This is a genomic window from Terrabacter sp. 2YAF2 (assembly GCF_052114705.1).
Classification (GTDB): domain Bacteria; phylum Actinomycetota; class Actinomycetes; order Actinomycetales; family Dermatophilaceae; genus Terrabacter.
Genome location: NZ_JBFRFG010000005.1, coordinates 99254 through 118024 on the forward strand (window position 1 = coordinate 99254; position 18771 = coordinate 118024).

Below are 18771 nucleotides of genomic sequence, written 5' to 3' on the forward strand. Positions count from 1 at the left end.
TTGGCTGAGCCTGCGACCCGTCTCGGCCGTGCGCCCTGACGACGCCTGCGACGTTCGCGGGACAGCGGGCTCGCACCGAGCCCGCCGCATCACGTGGGGGTTGCCGTGGACGTGTCGAAGCTGCGCAGGCGTTCCGTTTCAGTCATCGCGAGCCTCAGCGCGCTCGCCATCGCCGGAATGGCCCAGGTGGGTGGGCCGGTGGCCACCGCCGCGGCCGCGTCGAGCGCGGTGGCCGCACCGGCCACGGCGCCCGCGGCAGTCGCGCCCACCGTCGTGACCGTCGCCAACTGTCCGCCAGGCACTGCTGCCGGGAGCGGCTGCATCTCGCTCGCCGTCGCGAGCGCACGCACGTTGGATCCCATTAGTACGACCTCGACTCTTGTCCACAAGGGCGACCCCGTCGGCACGTACCAGTGGATGATCAACGAGGACAGCACTGGCGACCCGGGCACGGCCGCCGCGCCGCTCCTCGACCGCTGCCTGCCGTCGCGCGCACCGGGCGGGAGCACCAAGCCGGCCAACCCGGCCGCCGGAGACCCGACCGAGCCGTATGCCGACAGCTGCCCCTGGCCGTCGGTCCGCCCGACGTCGGGGCACTCCAAGATCGTGGCCCAGGGCGACCAGAACGACCTCGCCAAGGCCACCCTGCTCAAGGGCCTCAAGCCCGGCAAGTACCTCATCTCGGTGACCGCCCCCGACTTCAAGATCGACGGCGCCCACTTCAGCGTGGTCGCCGGCCGGCAGACCGCGGTCGAGGTCGGGATGCAGCCGCTGCCGCTGCCGCTGGCGACCATCAAGATCCAGGTCTTCAACGACAACGTCCCGACCGACGGGACCTACGAGGCCGACGCCGAGCAGGGTCTCCGCGGCTTCACCGGCAACCTCTCCGACGTCCTCGGACTGGTGAGCACCGACTACTACGGCAACGCCCTGTGCACCGTCTACGTCCACGACCGGAGGACCGGACGGATGACGTTCGGGGCCGACGGCAAGCCCGTCGTCGACACGAGGCGGTCGACCGGCAAGTGCACGAGCGACGCCCAGGGTGTCATCACGATCCCCAACCTCGGCCCGAACCGCTACGGCGCCACCGTCTCGCCGCCGGTCGGCCAGTCGGGCTGGGTCCAGACGACGACCCTCGAGGGCGGCCACGACCACGACATCTGGGTGCAGGAGGGCGACACCGGCCTCGACACCGAGTTCATCAAGGGGGCCGAGCCAGTCCCGGCCACCCAGTTCGGCTTCGTCCGCGTCAAGGCGATGAGCGTGCCGAGGACGAACCCGCCGACCGGCGAGATCAAGGGCGTCGCCGTCGCCGGCCTGCCCTACATCGGCGGCCAGAACGGCCAGGTCGTCCCCGAGACCGGGTGGGCCGGGGCGAAGTCCGCCGGGCCGATCCCGGCGCCGTGGGTCGCCCTGTCGGACCTCACGGGTGGAGACGCGGCCGTCTACGTCGGTCGGGGCGCCGCCAACGGCTCGTTCGACATCAAGAACGTCCCGGACGGCACTTACCAGCTGACCATCTGGGACGACAACCAGGACTACATCCTGTGGAGCTTCAACGTCGAGGTCTCCGGCGGTGGCCTCGTCGACGTCGGCAACAAGATGCTCGTCGGCTGGTTCACCCACGTGCGCGGCACCGTCTTCGTCGACGACAACGGCAACGGCAAGCGCGACCCCGGCGAGGCGGCGGTGCCCCAGTTCGCGCTGACCGTCCGCGAGCGCGACAACACGCTCATGGACCAGTACACGAACACGGTCACCACGAACGACGCCGGCGTCTACGACATCCAGGAGGGCTACCCGCTCAGCAAGTGGCTCGTCCTCGAGGCGTTCAACACCCGCTACCGGACCACCGGAGTGACCTACCAGGCCGACAACGAGGACTCACCCACGACGATCCTGGGCGGCCTCGTGGACATCAACTTCCTGCCGGTCATCGGCCTCTCCGGGCGCATCGACTGGGGTGTCGAGCCCTACGCGACGAACGACAATGGCGGCATCGCTGCGACGGTCTCCTACGACACGACCCGCAACGAGCTGGACCCCGCAGACGCGGTCAGCGAGGCCTACCAGCCCGGCATCCCGGACGTGAACGTCCACGTCTACGAGTCGGTGCCCTGTGCGGCGACGACGCCCGAGGACATCGCGAACTCGTGCCGGCAGGGCAAGGCCATCGTGCCGATGTCGGTGCCGAACCCTGCCCACGACACCGACCCCTCGGCCCCGCAGACCATCCCGAACCCCGACCCGGAGCGTGGCGCGCTCGTCAAGGGTCCGGAGAAGGACAAGTACACGAGCGAGGAGTGGGCGGCGCCGCGCGGCTGCACGGCTCGCCAGTGGGACGGCACCGAGCTGACCGACCAGCTCGCCCTGCCCGAGTCCGGAGCAGCGGCCAACAACCTCTGCGTCGAGGCCCCGATGATGGGAGTGCAGGCCGGCCCGTCCGACAGCACGCCCGGGGCCGCCAGCCAGACGGTCAACGGCAACTACGGCTTCGGTGACCTGGCCGCCGGCGACTACATCGTGGCCGTCGACGTGCCCAAGGACCCGGTCGACGGCAAGCCGATGTACCAGGTCACCAAGGAAGAGGACGTCAACGTCTTCGACGGCGACACCTACCTCCCGCAGGAGAACTTCCCGCCGACACCTACCGAGGCCGCCTCCGACGGTCCCGGCACCGGCAAGGACCCGCTGCCGCCGACCCAGCCGCCGTCGCAGGGACCCGGCATCATCTCCCCGTGCGCAGGCCCGCTCCACACGGTCCACGTCAGCGATGCAGCCTTCTCGGCCAACGGCGGCAGCCCCTTCGAGGGCCAGGACCGGCCGCTCTGCGACGCGAAGCTCATCACCGTGCGCAGCGGACAGACGGTCGCGCCGAACTTCAACCTCTTCACCCCCGTCCCGATCCCGACGCACTTCTGGGGTCTGACGATCAACGACCTCGGCCTGGCCCTCGACAAGCGGAGCGCCAACTACGGCGAGGCCCAGGGTCTGCCCAACGTCCCCGTCGGTCTTTACGACTGGAGCGGGCGTCTCGTCGACACCACGCACACGGACTTCAACGGCATGTACGAGGCCCTCGAGCCCTCGACGAGCACCTACAACTGCCCGGTGCCGGCCGGCCCGTGCCCGAACATGTACCGCTTCACCGGCAACGACCCGGGTGCGCCGGGTGACCCGAACCCGGACTACAACCCGGCCTACCGCACCATCAGCACGAACTTCCAGGGCTGGCCCGGCGTCTACACCGTGACAGACACGGCGCCCACCCAGGCAGCGGCAACCGTGCTCGCCCCCGGGACCACCGCGTCGAACCCGGCGCGCTGCGACCTGGGCCTCACCGACCCGCAGCTGCTCGCCGTGGACCACCCGTATGTCCGCCCGACCGGCACGGGACGCACCGTCACCGTCACCGGCAAGGGCTTCGGGGCGACCCAGGGCACCGGCTCCGTCACGCTGACGAACGCCGCCGGCCAGGCCGTCCCCGGTGTCACCGTCTCCAGCTGGTCCGACACGAGCATCTCGTTCGCGGTCCCAGCACTGACGACGGGCAAGGCCACTCCTAGCTCGAACGGCGCCCTCAAGGTGTCGATCACCAACGGCTCCAGGCGGTCGACGTTCAACGGCATCACGATCTGGAACCTCGGCGCCGCACCCGGCAACAACGCGTCGTCGGCCATCAACCCGAACGTCGTCGAGGTGGGCCCGGGCCAGCAGTACGGCACGGTCCAGGAGGCGCTCGAGGCGGCTCGGCCGACCTCGTCCCGCAAGTACTGGCTCGTCGTCGTCTGGCCGGGCTCTCCCACCGCGCTCAACCCGCGCGGTGAGTACAACGAGAACGTCATCGTCCACCACCGCGTCGCGATCCAGGGCGTCGGCCCCGGCGGCTTCATCCCGCAGACGGACGGCTCGCAGAAGTGGGTTGCCGGCTCGATCATCGACGGCTCCGGCTTCAGCCCGGACCTGCCCGGCGGCACGGCCTGGCTCAACCTGCTCGGCTCGCTCACCTACAGCGGCGAGCTCGACGTGCCGGACGCCGCGACGGTCACGGTCCTCGACGACCCGCGCGGCACTGGGTCCGACGCGGCCTACCCCGTCGCCATCGACGGCCTCCAGGTCACCGGAGGAGCCCAGACCGACTTCCCCGGCAACGTCAACGTCCTCACGGGCGGCACCAAGACGCCGTACGGCGCCACCGGTGCCCTCGTCACCCAGGGCGGTGGCATCTACCTCCACAACAACAACCGCAGCACCCGGATCACCGACAACGTCATCGTCGGCAACAGCGGCAGCTACGGCGGCGGCATCCGGGTCGGCACGCCCTACACGGGTGACAACCGCAACTACGACACCGTCATCGCCGACAACCAGGTGCTCAACAACGGCGGGACCAACCTCGCCGGCGGCATCGGACTCTTCACCGGAAGCGACGGCTACAAGGTCCAGCACAACGCAATCTGCGGCAACTTCTCCGCGGAGTACGGCGGCGCCATGACGGCCTTCGGCTACATGAGCAACCCCGGCTTCAGCAACGGCGGCACGATCAGCGGCAACACCGTCTGGTTCAACAGCTCCTACGACGAGGGCGGCGCGATCATGCTCGCCGGCGAGCTGCCGGCCACGCCGACCGGACTCAGCCCCGGCACGGGCTCGGCGACAATCGATGGCAACGTCATCGACGCCAACCTCGCGAGCGACGACGGCGGCGGCATCCGACTGCTCCAGGTGGCCGGCACGCACGTCACCAAGCTGGACCCGCAGACGATCACCATCTCGAACAACACGATCACCAACAACGTGTCGGCCCACGAGGGTGGCGGCATCGCCCTCGACGACGCGCCGTTCGTCAACATCGTCGACAACACGGTCGCCGGCAACATGACGACGGCGACGGCGGTCACCTCGGACGGTCTGCCAGCCCCCGCGGGCCTTTCGACCGGCCCGAACAGCGATGTGCTCATGGCTCGGCTGAACAGCAACGGCCTGACGGGCTTCAGTCTGGTGCGCACGAACGGGCAGGCGACCTTCAGCAAGCCCGTCCTGCTCGACAACGTCTTCAACGACAACCGGGCCGGCACCTACATCGGCGGCTACGTCTACGGCATCGGCGGCACCCTGCCCGACGGCAGCACCAACTCCGTCAACCCATGGGACATGGCGGTCGTCGGCGGCCCGGGCTCTCTCCACCCCGTCGGTGGTCTGGTCCAGACGACGGCGGGCACCGACGGGGGAGCCAACGTCACCGTCACCGACACCCCCGGGTTCAAGGACCCGACGCCCGAGCTCACCGTGACTGTCCTGGCCGCTCGCACCTTCCCGGCCTTCCGGGAGGCAGCCATCGTGACGGCGCTGCTGCCTCCACAGCTGCGGGCCGACTACCACCTCTCGGGGGCGGGCGCGGCGGCATACGGCAAGGGACGCGGGACCACGTCGGTCACCTACGGCAGCCAGACGATCCTGGGAGTCGCCATCCCGTGGACCGTCACCGTCGCTGCACCACTGCGGGACATCGACAACCAGGCGAGGCCGACCGTCGTCGGCACCAGCCGGCGGTTCGACTCCGGCTCCGACCAGGTCGGACCGTGATGCCTCGCCACTCACTGCCCCGGGGCGTGACACCTCCTCCCAGAGAGGTGGCCTCCCCCCGCGCGCCCCGGGGTCCTCACCGTCCCGGCTCCCCGATGGGGATGCCGACCAACCACACGCCGACCAAGCACACGCCGATGGACCGGTGCACCGGTCGATCCGACCAATGGAGCAGACCATGAACGACGAGAGCAGCGTCTTCACCGCAGCCGCCACCTCAGCGGACCGTGCGGGACTCGGGCGACGGGCTGTCATCCTCGGGGGCGCCGGGGCGCTGGGCGCGGCGGTCCTCGGGTCGAGGGTGTCCTTCGGGAGCGCCGCGGCCATGCCGAGGGTCGTCACGCCACGCGCGACGACGCCGGGCCCGCGCAAGACGGTGCACCTGGCCGGCACGGACGGCTGGGTGAGCATGCCGGCCGGCTCGCCCCATGACCTGCCCTTCTACCCCGACTCGCTGGCGCCGAGCCCCTTCGACACCTACGTCTTCGGGTTCCGTGACGTCACGGGGTTCTCCGACGCGCAGGTCGCGGCCACTCGCGGGAAGGCGCAGATCAGCGCGCCGATGCTCGCCTTCGACGAGGGCGACGACATCACCATCACCCTGACGAACCTGGGTCTGCTCCAGCGGCCCGACCTCTTCGACGGCCACACCCTGCACTGGCACGGGTTCGTCAACGCCATCCCGCTCTTCGACGGTGTCCCCGAGCTGTCGCTGTCGGTGCCCATCGGACGCAACCTGTCCTACTTCTACCGGCCCCACGACGCGGGGACGTACATGTACCACTGCCACTTCGAGGACGTCGAGCACGTGCAGATGGGCATGACCGGCATGGTGTTCGTGCGGCCGGCCCAGAACAAGACGCCGGTCAACGGGCACCCTGTCGGCGCGAAGTACGCGTACAACGACGGCGACGGCAGCACCCGCTACGACCGCGAGTTCGCGTTCATGATGACCGAGCTGTGGTCGGCCGCCCACTACCGCGACGCCCACATCCAGGTCAGCGACTGGACGGACTACGCCCCCAGCTTCTGGCTGCTCAACGGTCGCGGCTACCCCGACACGATCGCACCCGGGGGTGACCCGACAGCGTCCTCGGCCGGCCGCCTCCAGTACCAGCCGATCAGCTCGCTCATCACATGCAACGTCGGGGAGACGGTCCTGCTGCGGCTGTCGAACCTCGGCTACCAGAACCACGCCATGACGCTCGACAACGTCGACATGACGGTGATCGCCAAGGACGCGAGCCTGCTCCGTGGCCGCGACGGCACGTCGAACTACCAGGCCACCAACAGCGTCGACGTCGGCCCCGGGGAGAGCCGGGACGTGCTCCTCGCCCCGACCAAGCCCGGCGATTACCTGCTCTACGACCGGACCCACGGCCTCACCGGGAACGGGGGCGCAGCCGGACTCGGCGGCATGATGACCGTCCTTCGCGTCGGCGCCGCCGGGACCTACGGCCCCCAGACCCAGCCCAACACCTGACGACCCGACGAAGGGATGATCATGCGACTCAACAGATCACGTGGTGCCCGGATCCGGGTCCCGCTCAAGACCCGGATCCGCGGGCGTGCGCCGGTGGTGGTGGGTGTGGGTGCCGTCGTGGCCGCCACCGCCTTCGGCGCCACCTCGGGCGCGCAGGCCGCGACGTCCGAGGGGCTGCTTTGCGAGAAGGGCAACCAGGGGACGTTCTCGCTGACGGCCCGGGACGGCTACGTCTCCACCCCGGACGGCAACTCGATCTACTCGTGGGGCTACAGCCTCAGCTCGGGCCACTTCCAGCTGCCCGGCCCGGTCCTCTGCGTCACGTCGGACCAGACCGTCACCGTCGTCCTGCACAACGAGCTGCCGGAGGCGACCTCGATCGTCTTCCCCGGCCAGAAGGGCGTCACGGCCGACGGCAACGCGGCCCAGCCCCAGTTCGACCCCACCTCGCACGCGCTGACCTCGATGGTGCAGCCGGCGGCCGCGTCCTCGGGCTCGGTCACCTACCAGTTCAAGGCCGGGTCACCCGGCACCTACCTCTACACGAGCGGCACCGACGTCACGAAGCAGCAGGAGATGGGCCTCTTCGGTGCCCTCGTCGTGCGCCCCAAGGACGCCACTGGCCAGGTCAACGACCGAGCCGACTCGGTGTTCAACCCCCAGCACGAGTACGTCTTCCTCCTCTCGGAGATCGACCCCGACGTCCACCTGGCCGTCGAGCGCAAGGAGCCGGTCGACTGGACGGCCTACAACGCGCGCTACTACATGATCAACGGCCGCAGCATGCCTGACACCCTCGCGCCCAACAACGCGTCGTGGCTGCCCAACCAGCCCTACGGCGCCCTCGTGCACATCAAGCCGTGGGACGCAGCCACCAACAAGGACCCGGCCGTCATCCGCTACCTCAACGCCGGCCGCGTGAGCTTCCCCTTCCACCCGCACGGCAGCGACGAGCGGGTCGTGAACAAGGACGGCCACGCGCTCGTGGGCACCTCCGGCCAGGACCTCTCGTACCTGAAGTACGACCTCGACGTGATGCCCGGCCAGACGGTCGACGCGCTCATGGACTGGCGCGACGTCGAGCACTGGAACGCGACGACGAACCCCGTGCCCACCCAGCTGCCGGTCATCACCGACCAGCTGCTCGTCGGCACCGACACATGGTTCAACGAGAGCCCCTACCTCGGCCAGCAGGGCTCGTTCCCCTCGAACATCACGGTGAACAACGAGTGCGGCGAGTACTACCACGTGGCCCACAGCCACGCGCTCCAGCAGGCGACCAACTACGGCGCAACCTTCGGCGGCATGATGACGGTCTTCCGCATCGACCCGCCCGCCGGTTGCCCGGTGAAGTGAGGCGACTCCGATGACATCTCGACCCAGCCTCCGGCTTCGTCTCGGCGCCTCCGCCGTCGCTGCCGCGCTCGCGACCCCCGCCCTCGTCGCCACGACTGCGTATGCCGTCGCGCCGGCCTCCGGGCCCACCTCGGCCGTCGCCGTGGCACCCGCCACGGCTCCCGCGGCAGCACCCGCTGCCGCGGTCGGCAAGCTGACGCCGACGGCGCCGGGCTGCACCGTGACGCCGGCGTCCGCCCCTGACCCGGAGATCGTCTCGTGCGACCTCTGGGCCAAGCCGGGGACGAACGAGTTCCTGTCGCAGTCGATCCCGATCTGGGGCTACTCGACGACCGAGGCGGGCCCGGCGACCGCGCCCGGCCCGGTCATCGTCGCCAAGCAAGGTGACCGGGTCGTGCTGACGCTGCACAACGGCCTCGCCGAGGCGACGGCGCTGGCGCTGCCCGCGCAACCGGCCTCGTCCATCACCGAGGGCCTCGCCACCACGGCAACGACGCCGGGCATCGCGCCCGGGGCCACGGCCCGCTACACGTTCACAGCCTCCCGTGCCGGGACGTTCCTCTACGAGGCCGGCCACACGGCCGGTGGCGCCCGCCAGGTGGCCATGGGTCTCGCTGGTGCGCTCGTCGTGCTCTCGACGGACGGCACGGCATACGGCCAGTCCTACGACGACGAGGCGGTGCTCGTGCTCAGCGAGATCGATCCCGCCCTCAACGCCGACCCGGCCAAGTTCACCGACCTGCGCGAGTTCAAGCCGAAGTTTCGGCTCATCAACGGCAAGCCGTTCCCCTCGACCGACCCGGTCGCGACGGACCAGGCACACAAGGTGCTGCTGCGCTACGTCAACGCGGGGACGGAGCTGCACCCGATGAGCCTGCTGGGCGGGGAGCAGCAGCTGCTCTCGCAGGACGGGCACGCCCTCGGCTCGCCCGAGCCCTCCGTCGTCGCCGCGGTCGACCCCGGCGTGACGATGGACTCGCTCGTCACGATGCCCTCCGGCCCCGAGGCGAAGCTGGCGCTCTTCGAGTCGGCCGCGCAGCTCGACAACGGCGGCCAGGCCGCGGGCGTCGACCCCACGTCGGTCGCCTTCGGTGGCATGCTCACCTTCCTCGACACGAACGCGCCGCCGCCGAGCACCGATGTGGTGGGCCCGGCCTCGACTGCGGTCGGTGTCACGCCGAACCCGGCCAACGGCCTGGGTGCCGTCACGGTGAGCGCCACGGTGACCGACGCCAACAGCGGCGGATCGGCCATCGACCAGGCGGAGCTCGTCGTCGACGACGACGTCGCGACGGTCGCAGCTGGCACGAGCACCATCAAGATGACCGGCACGTTCGGCAGCACCTCGGCAGTCGTGTCGGGCACCATCCCGGCCAGCGCGACGCCGACCCAGTGCAGCTCCGCGACCCCGCCGGTCGACCTGCACTGCCTCAGCTCGAGCAAGCACACGATCTACGTCCGAGGCCACGACGCCGCCGGCAACTGGGGCGTCGTCGGCTCGGTCATCCTCAACCTGGCCAAGACCGGCCCGCAGACGATGGCTGGGACGGTCACCCCGAACCCCGCCAACGGCACGGGCAACGTGACGCTCAGCGCCACCGGCGACGACACCGCCGCCAACGGCACCATCACGGCCGCCGAGTACTTCACGGGCACCCCGGGCGTCGACGGCCAGGGGACCCCGATGTCGCTGAACCGCCAGGCCACGAAGGTCGCGCTCACCGCCACCGTCCCGGCGGCCACGGTGCTGGGGGTCGGCGAGGGCACGACGCACCTCTTCGTCCACAGCCGCAACAGCCAGAACATCTGGGGCCCGCCGCTCGACGTGCCACTGGTCGTCGACGTCACGGCTCCGCGGGTCAACGCAGCCTCGGTCGGGCCCAACCCGACCAACGGGGTGCTCAGCCCGAAGGCCTACCCCGGCTACCTCGTCGTCTCGACCGAGGTCGAGGACCGCGACGCCGGCGGTGCCACGCAGAGCAACATCACCGGGGCCGAGGCCTTCCTCGACCCGGGAACGGCACCCGTCTCGGGCAAGGGGCTCACGCTGATCGCGGTCGACGGCGCCTTCGACTCACCGAAGGAGCAGGCCTACGGCCTCATCCCGCTCACCCAGGTCACGTCGCTCAACCCGGCCGTCCCCCACTTCGTCAACGTCCACGCCAAGGACGCTGCCGGCAACTGGGGCAGCCTCACGGCCGACAACGCCGCGGTGCGCCTGATCATCGACAAGACCGCCCCGGTGCTCGGAGCGCTCACCGCGACTCCCAACCCGACGAGCGGACCCAGCGTCGCGCTGATGGGAGCGGTCACCGAGACCGTGCCGAACTACGTCGGACCGCGGTTCCAGGCTGCGGAGTACTGGATCGGCACGACCGACCCGGGGGTCGGCAAGGCCACCCGCCTCACCACGGTGTTCGACGACGGCGCCAACGCCGGCGCAGAAGTTCCTGTGACGGGGCTGCCGAACGGCGCGTACACCTTCCACCTGCGCCTGCAGGACGCTGCGGGCAACTGGAGCAACGCCTCCACCGCCACGGTCACCGTGGTCCGGCCCAACCTGATCTTCAGCGACGGGTTCGACACCGCGCTGTCGACCTGGTCGGCCCGGTTCAGGGCGGTGGCCGGCACGACGGCGGCCGGCATCCCCGCCGGCGGCGGCAACGTGGGACTCGCAGCAACGGTGGGGGCGCGCAACACGCCGGCCTACGTCGTCGACGACACGCCGCTCAACGAGTCGACCTACCACGCCCAGTTCTCGTTCGACCCCAACACCCTGACCACAGGCGCCAGCGGCACGGCCTGGGCGACGGTCTTCGAGGGGCGGACGACCACCGGGCAGGCCTTCGCGGTGCAGTACCACCGCGTCGGCACCGGCGCCACCGCTGGACAGGTGCGGATCGTCATGAGCGTCCTGAACCGCAACCGGATCGCCACCACGACCGGGCCCGCGGTGAACCTCACCGCCGGCGCGCACACGGTCAAGGTCGACTGGGTCCAGGGGACGACGGGGGGCACGTTGAAGCTGACCGTCGACGGTGTCCTGCGCGACACCCGAACCGGCAACAACTCGGGCACCGCGATGCAGGTCCAGTCGGCTCGTCTGGGCGTCATCGCAACCACCACCAACACGTCGACCATGGCGGGCACGGCCTGGTTCGACAGCTTCATCTCGACCCGGAACATCATTCCCTGATCCGGTCCCACCTCGTGCCGGGGTCACCTGCCCGTGACCCCGGCCGGCAGCATCGGAGGGCAGTCCGAATGAGCATCACCACAGCAGTCCCGCCCGGCCCGTCACCGGCCGACGCCGACGGCTCGTCCCGGCGCACCAGCCGGGATGGGCGGTCGCGCACGGCGCTCGCCGTCGTCGCCGTTCTCGTCGTCGCCGTCCTCGGCCTCCTCGGAGCCCGGGCCCTGCGGGCCGGGGACGACGACCCGGGCCGGCCGGTCCCGCAGTCCGCCGAGATGGAGACCGCCCTCGGCGTGCGGATGTCCCGTGTCGCCGTGGTCGGCGACGGCGGCCTCGTGACCCTGAGCTACGTCGTCCTCGACGTCGACAAGGCCACGCGGTTCCAAGCCGACACGAAGCACCCGCCGGTGCTCCGCAGCGAGGCTCGCGACGGCTCCACGAGCCGGGTCTCGATCATGCGCCAGGGTCACATCAACCGTGCAGGCGCCACGTACTACTTCGTCTACCAGAACACCGGCGGCGCGCTCCGCGCCGGTGAGGACGTGACGATCGAGTACGCCGGCCTGCGCCTCGAGCACGTCCCGGTGCTGTGATGGGCGCGCGCCGGCTCCTCGTGAGCCTGGGAGTGGCCATCGGCACGGCCCTGGTCGTCGGACTCGGAGCATCCCCGGCCTCGGCCCACGCCTACCTCGCCTCGAGCAGCCCCGCCGACGGCGCGAGCCTCGCCGCCGCGCCGCGGACGATCGAGCTGCGCTTCACCGAGCACGTCGTCCTCGAGGCGACCGAGATCACCGTCACCGAGCCGAACGGCCACCAGCTGGCCCTGTCCGGCCTGAGCCTCGTCGAGAGCGACGAGGACCGGGAGGCGCCGTCGACCGTCGTTGCGCCGGTGCCACCGCTGGGCGTCGGCGCCTACCACGTGTCGTGGAGCACGCTGTCGAGCGACGACCTCCACAGGTCCACCGGCACCTTCGCCTTCGGCGTCCAGAGCGAGGTGCAGGCGGCCGGCCCGAGCGAGACGAACCCCGACCTCTTCGAGCTCGTCGGCCGGTGGGCGGTCCTCGCCGGTCTGGGTGCCGGTCTCGGTGCCGTCGTCGTGGGCCGTCTCCTCGGCCGGCTCCCCGTCGACACGGGTCGTATGCCGCGGGCCTGGCTGCGCCGTCAGGCCGCCCGGCTCCTCGTGGTCGCGACGGGGGTCGCGCTCGCCGTCGCCCTCGTCGACCTGGTCCGGTTCGGGTCCGGGGCCTTCACGACGGGCTACGTCGTGCGCTGGGGACTGCGCGAGCTCGCCCTGCTGGGTGCCGCGTTCGTCCTCGGCAGGCGTCGTGGCAGGCGTCGTGACAGCCGTGGTGGCACGCGTCGTGACGAGCTCGCCGCCACGACATTGCTTGCCGGAGCCGGGCTGCTCACGGTGAGCATCGGTCACTTCGGTCTGCGCGGGGGCGCGACGTGGGTCATCACCTCCACGGCGCACCTCGTCGCCGCCCTCCTGTGGGCCGGCTCCGTGGCTGCGCTCGCCCTCCTCGGTGTGCGGTCGGCCCGGCTCGGGCTCTCGCGTGGGGAGGTCCGCACGGTCCTGCGGGGCTTCCGCGTGCCGGCGACGGTCTCGGTCGTCGTCATCGCCGTCTCGGGCATCTACCTCGCCAGCGACGTCGTCGTGTCGGTCGACGCCGTCCTGCTGACGACCTACGGCCGCGTCCTGCTCGCCAAGGTCGCGCTGGCGGGCCTCGTCGGGCTCATCGCCCTGGTGACGAGCCGGCTCCTGCACACTCGGCGGGTGCAGGAGCGGGCCGCCCGGGGGCCGCTCGTGGGGGTGGAGGCCGTCGGCCTGCTCGTCGTCGTCGCCCTGGCCGGACTCCTGGCCACCGGGCAGCCCGCCGTGTCGCCGCGCCTCGTCACCGAGCAGGCGCCGAGCGTCATCGACGACCGCCCGGTCGCCGACCTGCAGCAGACCCTCGCCCTGCGGCCGAACCGGCCGGGGTCGAGCGTGGCGCTCATCGACGTCCTCGACACCCGGCGTCCTGCTCCCGGTCCCGTCACGGGCGTGTCCCTGACGGTCCGTGGCGTCCCGTCGGGCGGCGGCAGCGCGACGACGACCGGTGCGACCGCCGTGGCGGCGACCGCGGTCACGGCGTCCCGGTGGTCGGCGGCGCTCGTCCTCCCGTCGAGCGGGCCGGTGGACATCGACGTCGTCGTGCACCGCCGGGGCGTCGACGACGTCCACAGCACCGTGCGCTGGGTCGTGGGGCAGAGCAGCTCCGACCCCGCGACGGTCGTCTCCCGGGCCCCGGTGTCCGCCCTGCTCGCGTGGAGCTCGGTCGTGCTCGCCGTCGTCGCTGCGCTGGGAGCCGTCCTGATGCTGCGGAGGCGGCGCGCACGTGTGACACCGTCGCGAGTTCGTGTGCCTCGAGCTCGCGAGGCAGGCGATCCCGCGCCCCGCGACCCCGCGGTGGTCACGCACGCCGGCTCCCGTCGGTGATCGGGACACGCGCCGCGGCGGCGTCCCTCGCCGTGGCCGCGATCCTGCTCGGCACCGGCTCGGCCGCCATCGCGGCCGACCGGCCCGCCGTGCCGACACCGACCCCGACGCCCTTGCTGTCGCCCTGGGCCCAGGGGGGCGTCACGCCGTCCGCGTCCGGCAGTGCCGCCGCACCGGCCGGGTCGAAGCCTTCGTCCGGTCCCGGATTCGGTTCCGTCGCAGGCGATCTCGTGCTGCCGGTGTTCGACGAGATCCGGGTCGCGGCCGTCCTCTCGGTCGAGCGCGTGACCCCGGTGGCCGACGTCGAGCTCGAGCCCGGCGGCGGCTCGAGCAGCAGCCCGACGCCGTGGCGACCCAAGGCGGACCTCCAGATCCCGGTCGCCGCGGCGGCGGCACCGAAGGCCACCACGAACCAGACCCGGCTGTCCGACGACGAGATCATCTGGGCGGCATACGCCTCCGCGGCCGAGCGGGAGCGCAGCTGCCGCCTTCCCGTCATGCTCCTGGCGGCCATCGGTGAGGTCGAGTCGTCGTCCCTGCGGGGACGCACGCTCGACGCGGCGCACGACGCCGTGCCCCCGGTGCGCGGGCCGGCCCTCTCGGGCGGCGCGTTCTCGGCGATCCGGGACACCGATGGTGGCCGCTACGACGGCGACCCCGTCTGGGACCGCGCGGTCGGCCCGATGCAGTTCATCCCCGGCACGTGGCGGATCTGGGGAGCCGACGGCAACGGCGACGGCGTCGCCGACCCGCAGAACATCGAGGACGCGGCGCTCGCCGCCGCCGGCTACCTCTGCGCCGGGGGCCGGGACCTGTCGCGGCCGGCGGACCTGCAGGCCGCGGTCCTGTCCTACAACCACTCGCAGCAGTACCTGTCGACGGTGCTCGGCATCATGCAGGCCGTCGACTCCGGGCAGCTCGCCGGTCCCTGAGTGCGACCCGTCCGGGGACGGGTGACGCAGCTTCGGGGCGTCCGGGGCACCCGCTGAGCGTGGCCGGGTGACGAAGGTGCGTCATCCGTCCCTGGCGGGGAACTTCCTGGCCTATTCCCACCACCGCGGTAGGAAAGGCTCGGAGTGTGGACCACCCCCAGCGGCGAATAAGCAGCGGTTATACATTCGATTACATGACCGTCACCGAGACTTCAGGCCCCGCGGGCCGTGCGGCCACCCGCCCGCCCCGCGGCGACCGCTCCAACGGGCAGTGGAAGGTCGACGGCCCCGCGCCGCTCAACGGCAACGAGACGTGGAAGCAGGAGGACAACGGCCTCAACGTCCGCGAGCGCATCGAGCAGACCTACTCGCGCGAGGGCTTCGACTCGATCCCGACCCAGGACCTGTCGGGCCGCTTCCGCTGGTGGGGGCTCTACACCCAGCGCCGCCCCGGCATCGACGGCGGGCGCACCGCGCAGCTGAGCGACGACGAGCTGAGCGACCGCTACTTCATGATGCGCGTGCGCAGCGACGGGCAGGCGCTCACGCCGGAGCGGCTGCGGGTCCTCGGCGGCATCTCCACCGACTTCGCCCGTGACACCGCCGACATCACGGACCGGCAGAACCTCCAGTACCACTGGGTCGGCATCGAGGACGTGCCCGAGATCTGGCGGCGCCTGGAGTCCGTCGGCCTGCAGACGACGGAGGCCTGCGGCGACACCCCCCGTGGCTTCCTCGGCAGCCCGGTCGCCGGCGTGGCGGCCGACGAGATCATCGACCCGACCCCGGTCATCGCCGCGATCACCGAGAAGTACCTCGGCGACCTCGACCTGTCCAACCTGCCGCGCAAGTTCAAGACCGCCATCACCGGGCACCCGAGCCTCGACGTCGTCCACGAGATCAACGACATCTCGCTCGTCGGCGTCGTCCACCCCGAGCTCGGCCCCGGTTACGACCTCTGGGTCGGCGGCGGCCTCTCGACCTCGCCGCGGCTGGCGGAGCGCATCGGCGTCTTCGTCTCCGAGGAGGAGGCCGTGGACGTCTGGCACGGCGTCATCTCGATCTTCCGCGACTACGGCTACCGCCGGCTGCGCAACAAGGCGCGTCTGAAGTTCCTGCTCGCCGAGTGGGGTCCGGCGAAGTTCCGGGAGGTGCTCGAGACCGAGTACCTCGGCCACCCGCTCCCCGACGGACCGCCGCCGGCACCCGCCACGGGCCCGGGCGACCACGTGGGAGTGCACCGGCAGAAGGACGGCAACTTCTACGTCGGGGCGACGCCCACGGTCGGCCGCATCAGCGGCACCCTGCTGACCGGCCTCGGCGATCTCGTCGAGTCCTACGGCGCCAGCGCCGTGCGGCTCACCGCGCACCAGAAGCTCGTCGTCCTGGGCGTCCCCGCCGACCGGGTCGACGCGTTCGTGGCAGACCTCGAGGGGCTCGGCCTGACGGCCCGACCCAGCCCGTTCCGTCGCACGACGATGGCGTGCACCGGCATCGAGTACTGCAAGCTCGCCATCGTCGAGACGAAGCAGACCGCCACGGCCGCCATCGCAGAGCTCGAGGACCGGCTCGCCGACCTCGTCGAGGACGGCTCGCTCGATGCGCCGATCCTGCTCAACGTCAACGGCTGCCCCAACTCCTGCGCCCGCATCCAGACCGCCGACATCGGCCTCAAGGGCCAGATCATCACCGTCGACGGCGAGCAGCAGCCCGGCTTCCAGGTCCACCTCGGCGGTGGGCTCGCGTCCCACGACCGCGACGAAGCGGGTCTCGGTCGCACGGTCCGCGGTCTCAAGGTCCCGGCCACGGAGCTGCCCGACTACGTCGAGCGCGTCGTGCGCTCCTACGTCGCCGGGCGCGTCGACGGCGAGACCTTCGCCGCGTGGAGCCACCGAGCAGACGAAGGAGCCCTGCAGTGAGCGGCACCCCCACCTCCACCCGTGTCACCCTGGCCACCCCGAAGGTGCCGCGCCGGCGCCGGAGCGAGGCCGAGCTCAAGGCCGTCGTCGACGACTTCAACGCCACCCTGGGTGCCGACCCGCGGCGGGAGCCGACGGCCGACGAGGTCGCGGCGTGGGCAGCCTTCCACTTCGACGGCACCCTCGCGGTGGCCTGCTCGATGGCGGATGCCGTGCTCCCGCACGTCGTGTCGCGGTTCGCTCCCGGGGTCGACGTGATCTTCCTCGACACGGGCTACCACTTCTCCGACACGCTCGTGACCCGCGACATCGTCGCCGAGGACCTGCCGATCACCCTCGTGAACGTCCTGCCCGAGCTCACGGTCGCCGAGCAGGACGAGAAGTACGGCGCGCGGCTCTACGAGCGCGACCCGGCCCTGTGCTGCCAGATGCGCAAGGTCGAACCCCTGGCGCGGAGCCTCGGGAGCTACGAGGCGTGGGTGACGGGCGTGCGCCGCGAGGAGTCGGAGACCCGCGCCGAGACGCCCCTCGTCTCCTGGGACGAGAAGAACGGTCTCGTCAAGATCAACCCGATCGCCGCGTGGACCTTCGACGAGGTCATCACGTATGCCGAGGAGCACCGGGTCGAGGTCAACTCGCTCCTCTCCGACGGCTACCCGTCCATCGGCTGCGAGCCGTGCACCCGCCGGGTCGCGCCCGGCGAAGACCCCCGTGCCGGCCGCTGGGCCGGCTTCGCCAAGACCGAGTGCGGACTCCACACATGACGACGACCGTGAACCCCACTGCAGCCCAGGCCATCTCGCCAACCGCGCTCGAGGCCGAGACGGCCCGGCCGGCATACCGCAACGGTGCGGACGACCGGCGGCTGAGCCAGCTCGACGTGCTCGAGGCAGAGGCGATCCTCGTCATCCGCGAGATGGCCGGCGAGCTCGAGCGTCCCGCGCTGCTCTTCAGTGGTGGCAAGGACTCCGTCGTCATGCTGCACCTGGCGACGAAGGCGTTCTGGCCGGCGCCGATCCCCTTCCCGGTGCTGCACGTCGACACCGGCCACAACTTTCCCGAGGTGATCGCCTACCGCGACGAGACGGTCGAGCGTCTCGGTCTGCGCCTCGTGGTCGCGAGCGTGCAGGACTACATCGACGACGGCCGGCTGCGTGAGCGCGCCGACGGCACCCGCAACCCGCTCCAGACCGTTCCGCTGCTCGACGCCATCGCCGAGCACCGGTTCGACGGCCTCTTCGGCGGTGCCCGGCGCGACGAGGAGAAGGCGCGCGCCAAGGAGCGGATCGTCAGCCTCCGCGACGAGTTCGGTCAGTGGGACCCGAAGAACCAGCGCCCCGAGCTGTGGAACCTCTTCAACCCCAGGCACCGTCCCGGCGAGCACGTCCGAGTCTTCCCGATCAGCAACTGGACCGAGGTCGACATCTGGCGCTACATCGAGCGTGAGGACATCCCGCTCGCACCGCTCTACTACGCCCACGAGCGCGAGGTCTTCCACCGGGACGGCATGTGGCTCGCCGTCGGCCCGGTGAGCCGGCCCCGTGACGACGAGCCGGTCGAGACCCGGCTCGTGCGCTACCGCACCGTCGGTGACATGTCGTGCACCGGGGCCGTCGAGTCCCCGGCCCGCACGAACGCCGACATCGTCGTCGAGGTGGCCGCCTCCACGCTGACCGAGCGCGGCGCCACGCGCGCCGACGACCGGATCTCCGAAGCCGCCATGGAGGACCGCAAGAAAGAGGGGTACTTCTGAACACCCCCACGAAGTTCTCCGCTCGTTCCTCGCTCCGATACTTCGCGGGGACCCCAAGAGAAGGAAC

The 18771-nt window shown here is 71.2% G+C and carries 10 protein-coding genes; all 10 read left to right on the forward strand.

Annotation, left to right across the window (positions count from 1 at the left end; genetic code table 11):
- Positions 1-105: 105 nt before the first annotated feature.
- The 10 genes from AB4030_RS07035 (at position 106) to cysD (ending at position 18704) form a co-directional block, all read left to right on the forward strand.
- Positions 106-5589, forward strand: a complete 5484-nt coding sequence (locus AB4030_RS07035) for an IPT/TIG domain-containing protein (protein WP_442278489.1) — start codon at positions 106-108, stop codon at positions 5587-5589.
- 178 nt (positions 5590-5767) lie between these two features.
- Positions 5768-7072 (forward strand): multicopper oxidase domain-containing protein, encoded by a 1305-nt coding sequence (locus AB4030_RS07040; protein ID WP_442278490.1) that lies wholly within the window; start codon positions 5768-5770, stop codon positions 7070-7072.
- Positions 7073-7093: 21 nt separating this feature from the next.
- Complete coding sequence (locus AB4030_RS07045; RefSeq protein ID WP_442278491.1) at positions 7094-8428, forward strand: multicopper oxidase domain-containing protein; 1335 nt, start codon at positions 7094-7096, stop codon at positions 8426-8428.
- 10 nt (positions 8429-8438) lie between these two features.
- Positions 8439-11624: a multicopper oxidase domain-containing protein gene (locus AB4030_RS07050; RefSeq protein ID WP_442278492.1), complete on the forward strand. Its 3186-nt coding sequence runs from the start codon at positions 8439-8441 to the stop codon at positions 11622-11624.
- Between the two features lie 68 nt (positions 11625-11692).
- Complete coding sequence (locus AB4030_RS07055) at positions 11693-12214, forward strand: hypothetical protein (RefSeq protein ID WP_442278493.1); 522 nt, start codon at positions 11693-11695, stop codon at positions 12212-12214.
- Positions 12214-14100 (forward strand): copper resistance CopC/CopD family protein, encoded by a 1887-nt coding sequence (locus AB4030_RS07060; protein ID WP_442278494.1) that lies wholly within the window; start codon positions 12214-12216, stop codon positions 14098-14100. Before AB4030_RS07055 ends, AB4030_RS07060 begins: the two co-directional genes overlap by 1 nt.
- A complete protein-coding gene (locus tag AB4030_RS07065) occupies positions 14097-15032 on the forward strand; it encodes a lytic transglycosylase domain-containing protein (protein ID WP_442278495.1) in 936 nt (311 codons plus the stop codon). Before AB4030_RS07060 ends, AB4030_RS07065 begins: the two co-directional genes overlap by 4 nt.
- Before the next feature lie 194 nt (positions 15033-15226).
- A complete protein-coding gene (locus AB4030_RS07070) occupies positions 15227-16951 on the forward strand; it encodes a nitrite/sulfite reductase (RefSeq protein WP_442278496.1) in 1725 nt (574 codons plus the stop codon).
- Positions 16948-17715, forward strand: coding sequence for a phosphoadenylyl-sulfate reductase (locus AB4030_RS07075; RefSeq protein WP_442278497.1), 768 nt, complete (start codon positions 16948-16950; stop codon positions 17713-17715). Before AB4030_RS07070 ends, AB4030_RS07075 begins: the two co-directional genes overlap by 4 nt.
- Positions 17712-18704: a sulfate adenylyltransferase subunit CysD gene (gene cysD, locus AB4030_RS07080; protein ID WP_442278498.1), complete on the forward strand. Its 993-nt coding sequence runs from the start codon at positions 17712-17714 to the stop codon at positions 18702-18704. Before AB4030_RS07075 ends, cysD begins: the two co-directional genes overlap by 4 nt.
- Positions 18705-18771: the final 67 nt, after the last annotated feature.